The sequence below is a fragment of the Bradyrhizobium sp. CSA112 genome, from assembly GCF_029051645.1.
GTDB lineage: Bacteria > Pseudomonadota > Alphaproteobacteria > Rhizobiales > Xanthobacteraceae > Bradyrhizobium.
Window position 1 is genome coordinate 166,684 of the sequence record NZ_JAACFS010000003.1, and the last position, 15,316, is coordinate 181,999.

Here is a 15,316-nt window from a genome sequence, read left to right on the forward strand (position 1 = left end):
GAAGGGTGACTTGCGCCCTGCACCTGATATAGGCGAGGACAGTTATGATGTGCTGCTCGAAGCGGGTTTCGAGCGTGGCGCCATCGACGGTCTGGTCAAGGCCGGCGCGGTGCGTCAGGCCAAGGGAGACAGGGCATTGAGTGGGGATATCGTTCGTTATTCCGTCACAGGCGATATTGCCGAGATCATGCTCGATCGTCCCCCGGTCAATGCGCTCAGCATGGACCTGATCGATGCGCTGCTGGCGGCGCTTTCGAAGGCGCGGGATGACGAAGCGGTGCGCGCCATCATCATCGGCAGCGCGCACAAGGTGTTTTGCGCCGGGCTCGATCTGGATATCGTCCGCGGCAAGCCCGGTATCGAGACCAAGAAATTCCTGGAGCGGCTGTATTTCGCGCTCAACGATACCCAGTATCGCATGGGCAAGCCGACTATCGCCGCCATAGATGGGGCGGTGCGGGCCGGTGGCATGACGATTGCGATCTCCTGCGACATGATCATCGCGGGCGACGCCTGTACCTTCGGCTATCCCGAGATCGATGTGGGCCTGATCCCGGCCATTCACTTCGTGCAACTGCCGCGACTGGTCGGCAAGCACCAGGCTTTCGGACCGCTGTTTCTGGGCGAGCCCTTCGATGCCGCGACGGTCTTTCGCATGGGTCTGCTCAGCGAAGTGGTGCCGAAGGGAGCCGCGCTGGAGCGCGCGCGGGAGATCGCGCGCAAGCTCGCCGCCAAATCGCCGATCGTCATGAAGATCGGGCGCGATGCCTTCATGCGGGCGGTCGACGCCGACTTCCGCCGCTCGGTCGAAAACGCCGCCGAAAGCTTTGCGCTTGTCGCGACGACCGAGGACTGTCAGGAAGGCTTGAATGCGTTCGTTGAGAAGCGCACGCCGAACTACAGGGGACGCTGATGGCTGGATTGTATTTCGAGGAATTCGAGGTCGGCCGCGAATTTCATCATGAGTTCTCAAGGACCGTGACCGAAATGGACAACACGCTGTTCAGCCTGCTGACCATGAATCCGCAACCGCTGCATATCGATGCGCATTTTGCCGAAAGCACCGAATTCGGCCAGCGGCTGTTCAACAGCCTCTATACGCTCGGCATCATGATCGGCATGAGCGTCTACGATACGACGCTCGGCACCACGATCGGCAACCTCGGCATGACTGACGTCAAGTTTCCAAAGCCGGTGTTTCACGGCGATACGCTCAAGGCGCACACCAAGATCATCTCCAAGCGTGAAAGCAAATCGCGACCGAACCAGGGTATCGTGGAGTTCGAGCACACCATGACCAATCAGCGCGGCGAGGTGGTGGCAAGCTGCCGCCGCACCGGCCTGATGCATTGCAAACCGAAGGCGTAGGCCGATGCGATCGTTCCTGTTCGTTCCCGGCGACAGCCTGCGCAAGTTCGAGAGCGCCAAGAAGACCGCGGCTGACGCGCTGATCCTCGATCTCGAGGATTCGATTGCGCCGGAGGAAAAGGTCGGTGCGCGGCGAACGGTGCGCGAGATGCTCGACGCCCGCAATCCGAGCCAGAAAATATATGTCCGCGTCAATGCGTTCGACACGGACATGACGCTTGGCGACCTAGCGGCCGTCATGCCGGGCCGGCCTGACGGCATCGTGCTGCCGAAATGCGCCGGCGCTGCCGACGTCAATCGCCTCTCGCTCTATCTCGATGCCTTCGAGGCAGCCGCCGGGATTGAGCAGGAATCGACGCGAATAGTGACGGTGGCGACGGAGACGGCGAGGGCAGTCCTGAAGCTGCTCGACTTCGAAAACATGAGCCCGCGGCTATGGGGCATGATGTGGGGCGCCGAGGATCTAGCGGCATCGCTCGGCGCGTCGCGAAACCGAACGGGAGGCCGCTTCCATGGGCCGTTCCTGCTGGCGCGCGATCTCTGCCTGATCAGCGCGGCGGCGGCCGGCGTTGTAGCCATCGACACCATTGCGACGGATATCAACGATCTCGACGCCCTGCGGGAGGAGTCCATTGCCGCGCGGCAGGATGGTTTCCTCGCCAAGGCCGTCATCCATCCCAAGCATGTCGACGTCGTCAATGCCGCCTTCATGCCGACGGATGAGGAAATTGCCTGGTCGGAGAAGATCGTGCAGGCGTTCAACGAGAATCCGACTTCCGGCGTTGTGAAGATCGACGGCAAGATGATCGACAAGCCGCATCTGCGCGCTGCGGAGAAGATTCTGGCGCTGCGAGGACGGCAGTCGTGATCAAGTAGCACGGATGGAGCGCAGCGAAATCCGGGATCAATCCGAAATCCGCCCTCCGGACTTCGCTGCGCTCCTCCAGGCAACAATCGGCCTTGATCGAATTGACAGTGTAACACGATCGGCGGCAAATGCAGCCGATCGACATACGTGAGGAAAACACCATGGTTGACGCGCTGATCATCGACGCATGCAGGACGCCGCGGGGCATCGGCAAGGCCGGCAAGGGCGCCCTGTCGGGCATCCATCCGCAGCAGCTCGGCGCGACGGTGTTGCGTGCGCTGGCCGATCGTACCGGCATCAATACCGCCGATGTCGACGACATCATCTGGGGCACCAGTTCGCAACGCGGGCAGCAGAGTGGCGATCTCGGGCGGATGTCGGCGCTCGATGCCGGCTATGACGTGCGCGCCAGCGCGGTCACCCTGGACCGGTTCTGCGGGTCCGGCATCACCAGCGTCAACATGGCGGCCAGCTCGATCATGTCGGGCTCGGAGGATCTCGTGATCGCCGGCGGCACCGAGATGATGTCGATGGAAGGCCGTCGCGGCGAGGGGCCGTTCATGATGGATAACGGCAATCTTCGTCTGCGCGCGCGGCATCCGCAATCGCATCAGGGTGTCTGCGCCGACGCGGTGGCGACGCTGGAAGGCATCACGCGGCAGGATGTCGATGAGCTTGGCCTCGAAAGCCAGAAGCGCGCGGCAGCCGCCATCAAGGGCGGCCATTTCGACAAGAGCCTTGTGCCGGTCTACCGCGAAGACGGCAGCCTCGCGCTCGACCGCGAGGAGTACCCGCGGCCGCAAACCACGCTTGAAGGGCTGGCCGGCTTGAAGCCGGCGTTTCCAGCGATTGCCGATTATGCGCTCGACGAAAAGGGGACGACCTATCGCAAGCTCATCCTGGACAAATATCCTGACCTCGACATCAACTTTGTGCATCACGCCGGCAATTCTTCCGGTGTCGTCGACGGCTCGGCGGCCATTCTGCTGGCGTCGCCGAGTTACGCAAAAGCCCATGGCCTGAAGCCGCGCGCCCGCGTCGTCGCGATGGCGAATATGGGTGACTCCCCGACGCTGATGCTGAACGCGCCGGTGCCGGCTGCCCGCAAGGTACTGGCCAAGGCAGGCCTCACGCTCGACGATATCGACCTGTTCGAGATCAACGAGGCGTTTGCGGTCGTCGCCGAAAAATTCATCCGTGACCTCAAGCTCGATCGCGAGAAGGTCAACGTCAATGGCGGCTCGATCGCGCTCGGCCATCCCATCGGTGCGACCGGATCGATCCTGATTGGCACGATTCTGGACGAACTGGAACGGCGCGATCTCAAGCGTGGTCTGGTAACGATGTGCGCTGCCGGCGGTATGGCGCCGGCCGTTATCATCGAGCGCGTTTGACGGCAGGGCCTTAGGCAGCCGAAAACTGCAACTCGAACGTAACGCCTTCGCTGGACGGCACCAGCCGGATCGATCCGCCATGGCTGGTCATGACGGCCCGGACGATGGAAAGTCCCATTCCTGTGCCGCCGGTGTCGCGGCGGGTGGTGAAGAAGGCATCGAAGATCTTCTCCCGGTTCGGCTCGGATATCGGGTCGCCGTCATTGCTGACGGTCATCCTGACGGAAGCTTCTTCCGCGACGGCTTCGAGCCGCACGTTCTTCGCGTTGTGGCGGATGGCGTTATCGGTCAGATGCGACAACACGATCAAGGCTTTTTCACTGGACATGCCGATCGAGCGTTCCAGGCAGCCGGTTGCATCGATTGCGCGTGTCGGAAACCGGCTCTTTAGTCCGCCGATCACGTGCGACAGTTCGGTGTGCTCGTTCTGCGGCGCGGTTTCAGCGCGGGCCAGTTCGCGTAGCCGCTGGGTCATGGCCTCCAGGCGCCCGGTGTCGCCCAGAATGTTCGATATGAAGTTCTTCTGTTCCATCCGGGTGAGGTTGTCGGACTTGCTTTGCAACGAATCCAGCAGCAGTTCAGCGGCACCCTTGATTGAGGTCAGGGGCGACTTCAGTTCATGGGTGAGGTGAGCCGAAAACGTCGCGATGTAGTCCGACCGCCGCGCCAATTGTTCGGCCATGTCGAGGAAGCTGTGCGACAACTGGGCGAACTCGCGCGTGCCGTAATGGGCGAGCGGCCGAAATGCGTCGCGATCACCGCGGCTGATGCGCGCCGCGCGGTCAACCAGTTCGCGCATCGGGCGGGTGATGGTTCGGGAGAAGATCAGGCCGATAGCGATCGTCGCCAAGACGACCGTAAGTCCCGCCAGAATGAACTTGCGGCGCTCCTGATAGAAATGATCGAAGATGTTGCTCGGCGTTCTCGACGTATAGATGACACCCGCCACGCGGTTGTTGACGATGACGGGCATCGCTGAAAACACGTGCACGCCGACGCCGCGGCTGATCGAGTAGATCGGCGGCGGAGGCTTGTCGGGTTTGCGAATTCGCAGGGCTGCCCGGTATTGTCCCTGTAGCGCGGTGGCGACTTCCTCGATATGGGCGAGAGATTGACCGACCTCGTCACGACCGGCGATCACGACGCCGCGGGCATCGAGGATACGGAAGCCGGCGAGCGTGACCTTCTGCGTTTCCAGGATGATCGGCATCAGCCGCGCTCCGATCTCGATATAGGCTGACGACGCAGGCGCGTTTGCCGGAAGGGCATTTGGCCGCCGGCGGAGCAGATCGGCGCCGGCGGCCAGATCGAGGGCAGGCCGGATCGGCGTTAGCTGGTCTTCCCGGTCGGGGCGGGTCCCGGGGGGAATTTCCGCGCCGAGCGCGATGCCGGCAGCGAGTCGGGCTTCCACCTCGCGCGCATATACCGCCGCCAGCACGCGGCTTTGGGCGATCAGCTCGGCCTGGGTTTGATGGATGAGCTGGTTGTCGTAGAGGCGGAAGAAGAACAGTCCGACCAAGGGCAGCGTCGCCACCGAGGCGAGCACGGCGAAAATGACCAGTCCCAACGACGGTCGCCATTTATCTGGTGCGCGCGGTATCATGCTTGCGGCTCGCAACGCCCGAGCTTGAAGCCCACGCCGTGAATGGTTTCGATGACGTTGTCACAGTTCACGGCGGACAGCTTGGCGCGGATATTGCGGATGTGGCTGTCGATGGTGCGATCCGATACCTGGATGTTGAGCTGATAGGCGGCGCTCATGATCTGCTCGCGGCTGAAGACGAGCGTTGGCCGTGTCAGAAATGCCCTGAGGATACCGAACTCGATGGCGGTCAGGCGCAGCGGCGTGCCCGCGAAGTCGGCGATATGCTGTCCTGGATCAACCGACAGCTTGCCTTGCGAAAGCGCCGCCGTTGGGGCCCTTGCATCCTCCCCGCGCGAAGCCATGCGGCGCAGGATGACGTTCACCCTTGCTACGAGTTCGCGCGGGCTGAAGGGCTTGGTGACATAATCGTCACCGCCGATCTCCAGGCCCAGGACGCGATCGATCTCATCGTCGCGCGCGGAGAGAAAAAGGATCGGAACGTCCGAGGATTTTCTAATTTCCCGGCAGACGTCCAGGCCGTCGAATTCCGGCATGCCGATATCCAGAATCATCAGATCCGGCTTGTCGGCGGCAAAACGGGTCAACGCTTCCTTGCCGTCGCGCGCCTCGAAGACGGTCATTCCGGCCTTCTTCAGTGCAACACGGATGACCTCGCGTATATGCAGTTCGTCGTCAACGATGAGAATGCGGTGCGTCAAACGTCTCTCCCGGCTCAATCGGCCTGCGGTCGAACTAGCCTGTGGTCGAACTCTTCGGTTGGGCGTCCAGGGCGCGCTGGAGGCGCCAGTTCCGAAAACCCCAGGAGCGCCAGGAAGCCGTCTCTTTCACCTGCTGTTCTACAAGGCAACCACGGCGGGAAACAAGGGTGGGATCGAACCCGCGAAGGGCTATGGCCCGGTCGATGGCCGGCAATGCCTGCGGTCCCAGGGAAAACAGATAGTTCATGTCGATCCATACTCCCTTGCCGGTGGCTTCGCGGCTATGGCTGACGTTGTAGTCAGCTATGATGGCGGCAAAATTGATCAGCGAGCAGATGTAGAGCGCTGCCGTCAGGGTGATGAGATTGGCGCGGATCAGCCAATCATTCGAGCGGTTCAGGACGATGCGGGCGACAATGAGCACGAGCCCCAACGCGACCAATAGCATCCAGATAAAAGCCGCGACGCGCCACCAGGTCAGCAGGTAGATTTGAACATAGAGATCGAGGCGCAGGATCGACGACATCACCAGCAGGACATTTTGCGCCACCCACAGATAAACCAGCGGCCGGATCACCCTCGATTGTTCGGCCGGGCCACCTGGCCTCATGGCGGCCAGGACGAAACCTGCCGCCAATAGCGCCGTGACAATGAGGGGATAGGCGCCCCGATGCGCATATGAAGCGTAGCCGATATCGGCGGGCAAGGTCGCGTTGCCCCAGAGATAGATCGCATCGAGGGTGGTCTGAACGGCGAACAGCAAATTGAACAGGACCAGCGAACGCAGGATCGTCGCAACACCAAAAAACTCGACGGTATCCGATCGCGGCTTCCGGTCCGCAGCAGCCATTTCGGCGAAACCGGACGAGAACCGAACCTTGCTGCGCCACCAGACATGAATGAAGGGCCATATGATTGACAGCGCAACGGTCCAAAACAGTATTCGTCCTGGACTCAGATAGGAGCCGACATTGCCGGGGTTCATCAGGCGAACCCACTTCTCGAGCAATGGATTTGCCGAGACCAGCAGAGAAACAAAAATGCCGCCGAGAACCACGGGAATCAACCAGACGGTGAAGCCGGTCTTCAAGATCGGCAGATTGAACACGCCGATGGTGTCCCAAAAAAATCTGAACGGACCGACCAGAAAGAGATCGCATAACGCCGCTGCCCGCTCGCTGAGGCTGTTCTGTTGAGTATTGGTCGTCAGCAGCAGACCAACGCCGAGCCCAAAGGCCATGAAGGCCAGAGAAGCTGCGTTGAATTCCTCGACGACAGGTACGAGTCCGGCTAGCAATAGCGCGCCTGCCGGCAGCATCCGGCTTCTGTTCAATCTTGCGAAATTGGCAGCGAGCGAGCCGACAACCAGTGCGAGCGCAAAGGCGACTGCGGAAATTCCGATCTGGTGGCCGTAGAACAGCCAGTCGGCCAACGCCGCCAGCGCGACGGCAATCGCGGGTTTGACGGGAAGCGGACTCGCCTGAGCGGAGCCTGCATCGGATGCCGGCGTAGCGAAATCGGTCATGCTTGCGATGCCCGTTTGGAGAGGAAAATTGCAAATCAGCGCCGTCGCGGGGCGCTCACACAGCCACCACCCGTCGTTCGCTAGTCTTGTGGGAATAGGCATTCGATGATCGCCACTGTTTGCGCGACGAACTATCCGACGCCGTTGTGCATTTGCTTGGAACGCCGTCAGCAGGAGTTCAGGATTTTTATGCAGTTTCCGTGCAAGCGCGGTTATGCGCTCGCATCGGCGAGGCAAGTTTGATACGGGAAATTCTGCTTTGATACGGGCAATTCTGACGTTCGACCTCCTCTCGCAAGCCCCATCCCATTTTCATGCAAATTCTCAAACGCATTGGCCTCATCCTGGTCTGGCTCGCCTGGGCCGTCTTCGTTTTTGCTGCAGCCAACAAGAACGATCCTTATCTGATTTCGCTGCGCGGGCCGGGAAACATTGTTCTGGTTGCCGCGAGCGTCGTTATTGTCGTCATCCTCATTGGCGGTGGCTTTTGGAGGAGGGGTATTGCGGGAAGGGCGCTCATTCTTCTGTGGTGCCTGCCATCGCTATCGATGCTCGGCGCGCATGCTTCGTTTGAATGGCGCAAGCAACGTGTTTTGCAAACTGACGCCTCGCAGGCGCGAAGCCTTGGACGGCATTTTATTGTTGGATACTCGTCATTCCCCGAGGTGGCTGTTCTTGCCGAGAAGGGCCTGATCTTCGGCATCTACATCACCAAGCACAATGTCGTGGGATCGTCGGTGGCGCGTCTAGGGGAAGAGATTGCGGCGCTGCAGGAAAAGCGGCGCGTTGCTAGTCTGCCGCCTCTGATCGTTGCGGCCGACCAGGAAGGCGGCATCGTATCGCATCTGGCGCCGCCCTTGACCAAGCTGCCGGCGCTATCGACGCTTGCGAGCCTGGCGCCGGATGTTCGCGCCGAGAAAGCGGAGGCGTTCGGGCGTATTCACGGGCAGGAGCTGGCGGCGCTCGGCGTCAACGTGAACCTTGCGCCGGTGCTGGATTTGCGGCCCGAGCTGAAGCGCAACCGATTCGACTTCAACACGCTGATCGGCCGACGCGCGATTTCAGATGATCCGACTGTCGTCGCCGATATCGCGCGGGCCTACGTAAACGGGCTGGAAGCGTCAGGTGTCGGCGCGACGGTCAAGCATTTTCCAGGGCTCGGACGCGTACGAACCGATACCCATCATTTCAGCGCCGATCTGGATACGCCCGTGGACGAACTCGAAGCGTCGGACTGGATACCTTTCAGGAAGGTGCTGGCCGGCTCGAAAGCGCAACTGATGATCGGGCATGTGACGCTGACCTCAGTTGATCCGGAGCGCGCCGCGTCGCATTCCAAACGGGTCGTCGACGGCATCATCCGCAAGAAATGGAACTATCAGGGCGTCGTCATGACCGACGACCTCGTGATGGGGGCGATCTACCAGCGCAACGTCTGTACGGCGGTGGTCGAGGCGCTCAACGCCGGTGTCGACCTGCTGCTGGTCGCCTTTGACGGGTCGCAGTTCTATCGCATTTTTACCTGCGCGGTGGCGGCGTCGGCCGAGGGAAGGCTCGACGCCGGCATGCTGGGCGCGAGTGAGGCGCGGTTGAAAGGGGTATTCCCCGCAGATTGAGGGGCGGGTGCAGGTAGCCCCGTCGTCGCCTGGGTCCGGAATGCCGGCTTGTGATCTTGTCGTTTGGACCACGACACGTAGTAGGCCACGCCCGTCATGATCAAAATCCCGGCAAAGCTGACGAGGACATGCATGGCGAGCAAATCCGGGCTCGTGATCAGGACAAGGTGTCCGGCAAACGAGAGAAATACCCCGGCGCAAAACACCGATAGCCACTCCCGCCCACATGTGATGATCGGCTGCAACATCTGCCATCGGAATCCGGACCAGTCGCGCGGCACCATGTAGCTAAACAGAAAAGCCAGCGCGAGAAAGTGAAGCACCTGGTGAGGGGCAAGGTTTCCCTTGTCGTTGGGAACAAAGACGCCACGCAGGAGATCCGGAAGGAGGCCGGCCTGGGGAAATTTCCCTGCCAATGCCACCACCAGGGCAAACAGCAGATACAGCCACGTCGCGGCGCGCAGAACCGGGAGCTTCTGAAGCGCATGTAGGGCGCGCATTTGATTCGCGCCGCTCAAGGCAAGCCAGGCGCCGAGCATAAACAGGAGTTGCCAACAGAACGGATTGAGGTGCCACCGTCCATCCGGAAACGAAGACAGATTCCAGTCGAATTGACGGGCTGCGAGGTAGAGTCCAATCGACCCGGCCATGGTGACATTCGGCCGGCGGATCATGCCGAACAGAACGAACGGGAAGACCGCCATCAATACGATGAACAGTTGCAGCACATCGAGGTTCAGCGGCTTGGCCTGAAGCAGCAGGCCGTGAATCAGGGTCCGGATCGTATGGTCGACGATTCCCGTGACGTTGAACTCGCCGATAAGTGCGGGCGCGGCGGATTGGCGCGCGACATATCCGATCAGATCGATATAGATCACGAACAGGACGATATAAGCGGCGTAAAGCTGCCACAGCCGCTTGAAGATACGGGTTGCCGTCACGACGAACCCCCGCTCCAGCATCATCCTTCCATACAGGATCGCGGCCGTATAGCCGCCGATAAACACGAACAGGTCGGTAGCGCCGCTGAACCCGAAACTGCGCATGGTCAGCAGGCTGACCGCATTGTGCGGGACGTGATCCAGAAAGAGAAACCAGGCCGCGACACCAAGCAGGAGACAGAGTCGGAGGTCGCCATCGCGCGCCGCGAGCTCAGCCTTCATTGACGGATACATTGCGGGTTAAGAACTTTGCAGGTCGGAGGAATCGAATCGCAACATTAGCGCGACCGTCCGCTCAGCCGGAATAGACTTTACGTGAATAATACTTAATCAAGATGTCGGCGATTCAAGCCCGCTCGACAGTCACAATGTTTTGAGGGAATGGAGTGTGACCGAGTCACGCTCTCTCGTGCTTACGCAGATCGCGAATGTGATCGAAATGGTTGGCTTGGAGGTCGGTGCCCGTCGCGCCGATCTCGGGCAGGGCCGCCTCGCTGAGAATCTCGGTGGTGATATCCTCGACCGAACAATCTGCGATTTCGTGGATGAAGCTGATATTCCTGTATTCACCCGACGCAACGCGGGAGATGACCTCGCGCCTTGTGATTTCCGGGTCGACGATGGCCTCGCGACCGCGGCGGCCGTAGTCGATCATCACGACGAAATACTGCATGCTGGCGATCTGACCTTATCCCGTGCGTCGGTATCGACGATGGCAGTATTTCTGAAAAACGGAAATTAGTCAAGTAAAAATTCTGAAAAACAGAATTCGTGCCGAGAGCAGGCGGAGAGTGTTGCGGCCATCGACAGAGTTAGCTCGATTCGGAAATCGCGACCGCGGTTGCTATCTGTCCGGCGAGCGACCGCCCGCCGTCCTTGCGGCCTTGCGTACCCGGGCCGCCGCCTTGTTGCGCAATCGCTCGATCTGGCCCCGGGGCAGGGTGACGCAAATCTCGCCGATCCATTCCAGCTTTACACCGGTGATCGGCTTGGCATTGAAGCTCGTGAGGTTGACCGAGGTCGAAGATTTCCCCCGCTCGATCGTCTTCAGATAGCGCTCGCCCGTCTTCAGGCGGACGGCGGCTTCCTCGCCGTAGAAGCTCGATAGCGGGTGGCGCTGCTCGCGATAGACCACGATAATATCGCCATTTTCGTATTTCGGCAGCATGGAATCGCCGGACACCTCGAAGGCGATAGTCTCTTCGGCGATCGGGAAGGGCAGTTCGACCTCGCCGAGGCCTTCCGGCGGCACCTGCTCGTGCTCCGGCTCGATCGAGGCGCCGGCGCCGACGCGGCCCATGATCGGCACCGAGTTCAATTCGAGATAGTCAATGATCGGCGCGATCTCAGACGCCTTGATCAGGCGTATCCCTGACAGGATTTCGGAGACGGCGCCAGGGCGAACGCCCATCGCGGCGGCCAATCCGCCCTTGGTCTTGCCCGGCTTTTCCAGGCCCCGCTCGATCAACCTGATGTCCAGCACGGTCAAACCTTTCCGAATTTCAGGAATCATAGCAGTTCCGATTATCCGAAATCAAGCTTGACTTTTCATTTCGGAATATCAGAAATTGATTGTCCGGCGTCGGGCGGCGTTGACAAGAGCAAGGACAACAAATGGAACTGTCGAACTGGGCGCCCGAGCACTCGGACGCGCTGCGGGAATTTATTGCCAAAGGCATGAGCTATTCGGAGGCCGCGCAAGCGATCAATTCACGATTCAATACGTTCTACACTCGCAGTGCAGCGCTCGGGCGCGCGCGGCGCCTGGGACTGGGGGTTGATGATCGCCTGCAGCCGTCGATGCCCACCAAGCCGGCAGACCTGGCTGAGATCGCAGAGCCTCGAGCCCGCGATTTCAGGGCACCCGCGCTCCTCTGGCCGGCGCCGGTGTTCAAGGAGATCAAGCCGGTCAAGCTGCGCTGCGTCCCGGTCGAACCGCGGCATCTCGCCCTGATCGAGCTTGAGCGTGGCGATTGCCGCTATCCCTATGGTGGCGATGAAGAGGGCGAGGCCATCACCTTCTGTGGTCATCCGCGGCGGCCGGGTTCGAGCTATTGCACGCCGCATTTTCATCTGAGCCGCGATCCGATCGTGCCTGCCGAACGTGCGGTGAGCACCGTTTCGCTGCGGGTGGTGGAGGTGGCATGAAGAACGCTGCAATCACGGGGATGGCCGAGCGGCTGAAACGGCTGCCGCGCCGTCATCGGATCGCTCATCTGCGTGCGCTGATCGGACTTCAGCCGTTGGGCTGCGGCCGCCGGGACGAACTGTCCGAACTGCTGCGCGAGGAGATCGCGGACGCATCAATCGAATAGATTTTCTGGTCGAAACCGAATTCTACCGTTTGAAGGAGTCAATCAGATGCCGAAAGCCAAACGGCGAAAGCCACACAACCCAGCCAAGGCGCATGACCGGAGGTCCCGCGATCTGTTACGCAATGCCGAAGTCGCAACCGTCGAGGTCGATAATCCCCTGGCGTTGGAGCCGGGCGAGAAGATCGTCGCCCTGCGTTCGATCCGTAACGATCCACTCGCGCGCCTGCATTCCCACCGTCAGATCGACGAGGCCCAGTATCAGGCGGGGCGGGGCGTTCCAGAGCGACTGGGAGAAGGCCGAACGCGGGCCGCGGGCGGTCGATCCGGCCCGGGAATATGTCGATGGCGGGCAGGGGCGCGAACCGATCACCGAGGGCCAGCGCAAGGCCGTGCTGCGGCTGAACCGGGCCGAACGCGAACTTGGCGCGGACGGCTCGGCGCTGGTGCATGACGTCCTGGTCCAGGGGCTGACCATGGAACAGGTCGGCCAGCGGAGGGGCCTGTGCACCAAACGCTGGAGCGACTATTTTTCAAGGCGATTCCGCGAGTGCCTCGACCGGCTGGCGCTGTTGTATGGGTTCGCGACGGAGCATCCTGTTCCCGTCAAAACCCTCCCGCGCTGAATCGCAGAGGCTGCACCACGTCATAAGCAGCCTTGGTCAGCGGTACGGCGTAGTCGACGGTCAATGCTCCGAACGGCGAGGCCCAGGTCAGGCCTGCGCCGACCGAGGAGCGAACGACATTCTTGTTGGCGACCTGAAGCGATGCCGTCGATCCGCTGTAGCGAAATACGCTGCCGGCATCGACGAAGGCCGTGGCCCTGAGGCCGTATTCGTTGGGTACGCCGGGGATCGCGCTCTGCAGTTCGGTGGTCGTTGCCCAATAGGCACTGCCGCCGACGTTATCCATCGTGGTGCCCGGCGTCAGGTCGCGTGGGCCGAATCCGTTGGGGGCAAATCCGCGCACCATGGTCGGGCCGCCGAAGAAATTGTTCATCAGCGGCACCTGCTGGCCACCCCAACCGGTGACGTAGCCGCCCTGGGCGCGAACCATGCCAACCAGATCGCTGTTGAGCGATTTGTAGTAGCGCACGTCTTCCGTGGTCTTCAGAAATTTGACGTCGCCGCCAAGTCCCGCCAGATCCTGACTGAGCTGCGACCTGATTCCGCTGGTGGGGCTCTTTGTGTTGTCCAGTGTGCTGTAGGTCGTCGTGCTGCCGGGAGCGGAGACCCAGGTCGGACCGGCGGCCGCCGCCTGCCGGACGGCCAGCGAGGGTGTCAGGCCCGAAGCGTTCGGCGAAAGCCTGATGTTCTGATTGTAGATCGAGTAACGCCACTGCACGCCGAGTTCCTCGTTGATCGGCGTACCGAACTGCAGTCTCGCGCCATAGGTCGTGCTGCCATAGGATTGGTAGCTGTTGGCGTCGTTTTGGCGGCCGAAGAGCTCGATGCCGGCCGCAACCTTGGTGCCGAGAAAATAGGGCTCGGACGCAGCAAGGTTGATGCCGCGCGCATATTGGCCGTAGGTGAAGGTAGCCTGGACGTTTTTGCCCGTACCGTAGAGATTGCGTTCGCCCACCTTGACCTCGACGAGCGCGCCGTCGACGGTCGAGTAACCGCCGGCCACATTGAAGTCGCCGGTCGCCTGGTCAACCGCCTCGACATCGAGGATGACATGATCGGGCGCCGAGCCCGGCCTGTTCGATATCTTTACGGTCTTGAAGTGGTTCAAATTCTTCAAGCGCCGTTCGGCACGGTCTATCAGCGTCCTGTTGTAGGGATCGCCTTCTGCGATGTCGAATTCGCGCCGGATCACGTAGTCGCGGGTGCGCGTGTTGCCATGGATCTCGATCCGCTCGACATAGGCGCGAGGCCCCTGTTCGATCACGAAGGCGACGTCGATGCGTTGCGTGGCGGTATCGCGCGTGAGGCGAGGGGTCGTCTGGGCAAAGGGAAAGCCGAGCTTTGCCATTTCGATGGCCAGAAGCTCGGTAGCCTTGTCCAGCGCGTTGCCGTCGAACACTGCGCCGGGGTGGACGGTGGGGAGGGCACGAAGCTTGTCGCAATCCATGCCCGGAACGTTGCAGGTGACGCTGACTTCCCGGAAGTGATAGAGCGGACCCTCGTCGATTGCGAAGCTCAGCGTGAAGCCCTTCGTGGCCGGATCATACTCAGCCTTTGCCGATGGGACGCTGACATCGGCATAACCCTTGCTGCGGTAGTAAAGCCGTAGCTGTTCCTGGTCTTGCGCGATACGGTCGGGATCGTAGACGCCACCGCCGGTCAGAAAACTCAGCATGTGGGTGGCGGACGTCTTGATCACGGCGCTGAGCTGTCTTTGGCCAAAGACCTTGTTGCCGGTGAAGTCGATCTGCCGTACCGGAGTCTTTACTCCTTCCGTTATGGCGTAGATGAGGTCGACCCGGCCATTGCCGCGGTCGATGATCTGCGGGTCGACGCTGACCTCGGCACGGCCGACACGCCTATATGCCTCGATGATGCGGCCGACGTCGGCCTGCACGGTGGCACGTTGCAGCGAGCCGCGCGGCTTCGCTTCGACCGCTGCGGCCAGGTCGGCGTCCTTGACCTTCTTGTTGCCTTCGAATGCGACGCGGTCGAGCACGGGCGCTTCGGATAGATGCACGACAAGCCGCTCGCCGGCGCGGTCGATGGAAACCTTTTCGAACAGGCCTGTTGCAATCAGCGCTTTCAACGCTGCGTCACGTGCGTCGTCGTCGAAACGTCCATCGGGGGATGCGCGAAAATAGGAGCGGACGGTCTCGGCGTCGACGCGGCGGTTCCCTTCGACGACGATCGAATCCTTCGATGGCGGCGCGGTTTCGGCGACGACAGGTGTCGCGAAAATCAAGCCGAGGGCGCCGGCAAGCCGGCAAGCGGCCATCCCCGATCGGGATGGTCGGTTGCGCTGCGTGATGCGTCTGATCTCCACGTCCCGCCGGACTCCTATTGATCGGCTGCGATCGAA

General features: G+C 61.2%; 14 protein-coding genes and 1 pseudogene. 8 read left to right on the forward strand and 7 right to left on the reverse strand.

Annotated features, from left to right (window positions below):
• Positions 1–10 precede the first annotated feature (10 nt).
• The 4 genes from GWE18_RS08295 to GWE18_RS08310 all read left to right on the forward strand — a co-directional run bounded on the left by GWE18_RS08295 (position 11) and on the right by GWE18_RS08310 (position 3,630).
• The gene (locus tag GWE18_RS08295; protein WP_275185287.1) at positions 11–913 is read left to right on the forward strand and encodes an enoyl-CoA hydratase/isomerase family protein; all 903 of its coding nucleotides are present in this window, start codon (positions 11–13) and stop codon (positions 911–913) included.
• Complete coding sequence (locus GWE18_RS08300; protein ID WP_057852944.1) at positions 913–1,368, forward strand: MaoC family dehydratase; 456 nt, start codon at positions 913–915, stop codon at positions 1,366–1,368. The genes GWE18_RS08295 and GWE18_RS08300 overlap by 1 nt, the downstream gene beginning before the upstream one ends.
• A gap of 4 nt (positions 1,369–1,372) precedes the next feature.
• A complete protein-coding gene (locus GWE18_RS08305; protein WP_275185288.1) occupies positions 1,373–2,236 on the forward strand; it encodes a CoA ester lyase in 864 nt (287 codons plus the stop codon).
• 161 nt (positions 2,237–2,397) lie between these two features.
• A complete protein-coding gene (locus tag GWE18_RS08310) occupies positions 2,398–3,630 on the forward strand; it encodes an acetyl-CoA C-acetyltransferase (protein WP_275185289.1) in 1,233 nt (410 codons plus the stop codon).
• Positions 3,631–3,640: 10 nt separating this feature from the next.
• Here the strand turns inward: GWE18_RS08310 and GWE18_RS08315 are convergent, their stop codons facing one another.
• From GWE18_RS08315 to GWE18_RS08325, 3 genes are read right to left on the reverse strand one after another with little or no spacing between them, the layout of a single operon-like run.
• Positions 3,641–5,230: an ATP-binding protein gene (locus GWE18_RS08315; RefSeq protein WP_275185583.1), complete on the reverse strand. Its 1,590-nt coding sequence runs from the start codon at positions 5,228–5,230 to the stop codon at positions 3,641–3,643.
• The gene (locus GWE18_RS08320; RefSeq protein WP_275185290.1) at positions 5,230–5,934 is read right to left on the reverse strand and encodes a response regulator transcription factor; all 705 of its coding nucleotides are present in this window, start codon (positions 5,932–5,934) and stop codon (positions 5,230–5,232) included. Before GWE18_RS08320 ends, GWE18_RS08315 begins: the two co-directional genes overlap by 1 nt.
• Before the next feature lie 34 nt (positions 5,935–5,968).
• Positions 5,969–7,459 carry a DUF4173 domain-containing protein gene (locus GWE18_RS08325; protein WP_275185291.1) on the reverse strand — a complete coding sequence of 497 codons (1,491 nt, stop codon included), beginning with the start codon at positions 7,457–7,459 and terminating at the stop codon, positions 5,969–5,971.
• 314 nt (positions 7,460–7,773) lie between these two features.
• Between GWE18_RS08325 and GWE18_RS08330 the strand changes: the two genes are divergently transcribed.
• Entirely contained in the window at positions 7,774–9,075 is a 1,302-nt protein-coding gene (locus GWE18_RS08330) for a glycoside hydrolase family 3 N-terminal domain-containing protein (protein ID WP_275185292.1), read from the forward strand.
• On the opposite strand, the gene GWE18_RS08335 is transcribed toward GWE18_RS08330, so the two are convergent.
• The 3 genes from GWE18_RS08335 to GWE18_RS08345 all read right to left on the reverse strand — a co-directional run bounded on the left by GWE18_RS08335 (position 8,967) and on the right by GWE18_RS08345 (position 11,499).
• Positions 8,967–10,250 carry an OpgC domain-containing protein gene (locus GWE18_RS08335; RefSeq protein WP_275185293.1) on the reverse strand — a complete coding sequence of 428 codons (1,284 nt, stop codon included), beginning with the start codon at positions 10,248–10,250 and terminating at the stop codon, positions 8,967–8,969. The two genes, GWE18_RS08330 and GWE18_RS08335, sit on opposite strands and share 109 nt — an antisense overlap.
• 163 nt (positions 10,251–10,413) lie before the next feature.
• The gene (locus GWE18_RS08340) at positions 10,414–10,689 is read right to left on the reverse strand and encodes a hypothetical protein (RefSeq protein ID WP_275185294.1); all 276 of its coding nucleotides are present in this window, start codon (positions 10,687–10,689) and stop codon (positions 10,414–10,416) included.
• Positions 10,690–10,860: 171 nt separating this feature from the next.
• The gene (locus GWE18_RS08345) at positions 10,861–11,499 is read right to left on the reverse strand and encodes a S24 family peptidase (RefSeq protein WP_275185584.1); all 639 of its coding nucleotides are present in this window, start codon (positions 11,497–11,499) and stop codon (positions 10,861–10,863) included.
• A gap of 131 nt (positions 11,500–11,630) precedes the next feature.
• Between GWE18_RS08345 and GWE18_RS08350 the strand changes: the two genes are divergently transcribed.
• From GWE18_RS08350 to GWE18_RS08360, 3 genes and pseudogenes are all read left to right on the forward strand, one after another.
• Positions 11,631–12,164 (forward strand): GcrA family cell cycle regulator, encoded by a 534-nt coding sequence (locus tag GWE18_RS08350; protein ID WP_275185295.1) that lies wholly within the window; start codon positions 11,631–11,633, stop codon positions 12,162–12,164.
• On the forward strand, positions 12,161–12,331 hold the full coding sequence (locus GWE18_RS08355) for a hypothetical protein (RefSeq protein ID WP_275185296.1): 171 nt from the start codon (positions 12,161–12,163) through the stop codon (positions 12,329–12,331). The genes GWE18_RS08350 and GWE18_RS08355 overlap by 4 nt, the downstream gene beginning before the upstream one ends.
• Before the next feature lie 46 nt (positions 12,332–12,377).
• A pseudogene (locus GWE18_RS08360) lies at positions 12,378–12,954 on the forward strand (DUF6456 domain-containing protein).
• Here the strand turns inward: GWE18_RS08360 and bamA are convergent.
• The gene (bamA, locus tag GWE18_RS08365) at positions 12,935–15,280 is read right to left on the reverse strand and encodes an outer membrane protein assembly factor BamA (protein WP_342804236.1); all 2,346 of its coding nucleotides are present in this window, start codon (positions 15,278–15,280) and stop codon (positions 12,935–12,937) included. The pseudogene GWE18_RS08360 and the gene bamA overlap by 20 nt on opposite strands.
• Positions 15,281–15,316 lie beyond the last annotated feature (36 nt).